The 370-nt window shown below is 51.4% G+C and carries 4 tRNA genes; all 4 read left to right on the top strand.

Annotated elements, in window-relative coordinates:
* The 4 genes from Q0753_RS16580 to Q0753_RS16595 all read left to right on the top strand — a co-directional run bounded on the left by Q0753_RS16580 (nt 1) and on the right by Q0753_RS16595 (nt 363).
* Nucleotides 1-75 (top strand) — tRNA-Gln (locus Q0753_RS16580).
* A 34-nt stretch (nt 76-109) separates the two neighbouring features.
* A tRNA-Met gene (locus Q0753_RS16585) sits at nt 110-186 on the top strand.
* Nucleotides 187-192: 6 nt separating this feature from the next.
* Nucleotides 193-277: transfer RNA gene (locus Q0753_RS16590), tRNA-Leu, on the top strand.
* A gap of 11 nt (nt 278-288) precedes the next feature.
* Nucleotides 289-363: transfer RNA gene (locus tag Q0753_RS16595), tRNA-Gln, on the top strand.
* Nucleotides 364-370 lie beyond the last annotated feature (7 nt).

The raw sequence follows: 370 nt of genomic DNA on the forward strand, positions 1-370 counted from the left end.
TGGGGTATCGCCAAGCGGTAAGGCAGCGGGTTTTGATCTCGCCATTCCCAGGTTCGAATCCTGGTACCCCAGCCATTTTAAAAACATCGAATAACTTCGATGCTGATGTGGCTATGTAGCTCAGTTGGTTAGAGCACATCACTCATAATGATGGGGTCGCAGGTTCGAATCCCGCCATAGCCACCACTCTTAGCGGGAGTGGCGAAATTGGTAGACGCACTAGATTTAGGTTCTAGCGCCGCAAGGTGTGCGAGTTCAAGTCTCGCCTCCCGCACCATTTAAGAAAATTGGGGTATCGCCAAGCGGTAAGGCAGCGGGTTTTGATCTCGCCATTCCCAGGTTCGAATCCTGGTACCCCAGCCATTTTAAA

Source organism: uncultured Oceanisphaera sp. (assembly GCF_947495715.1).
GTDB lineage: Bacteria > Pseudomonadota > Gammaproteobacteria > Enterobacterales > Aeromonadaceae > Oceanimonas > Oceanimonas sediminis.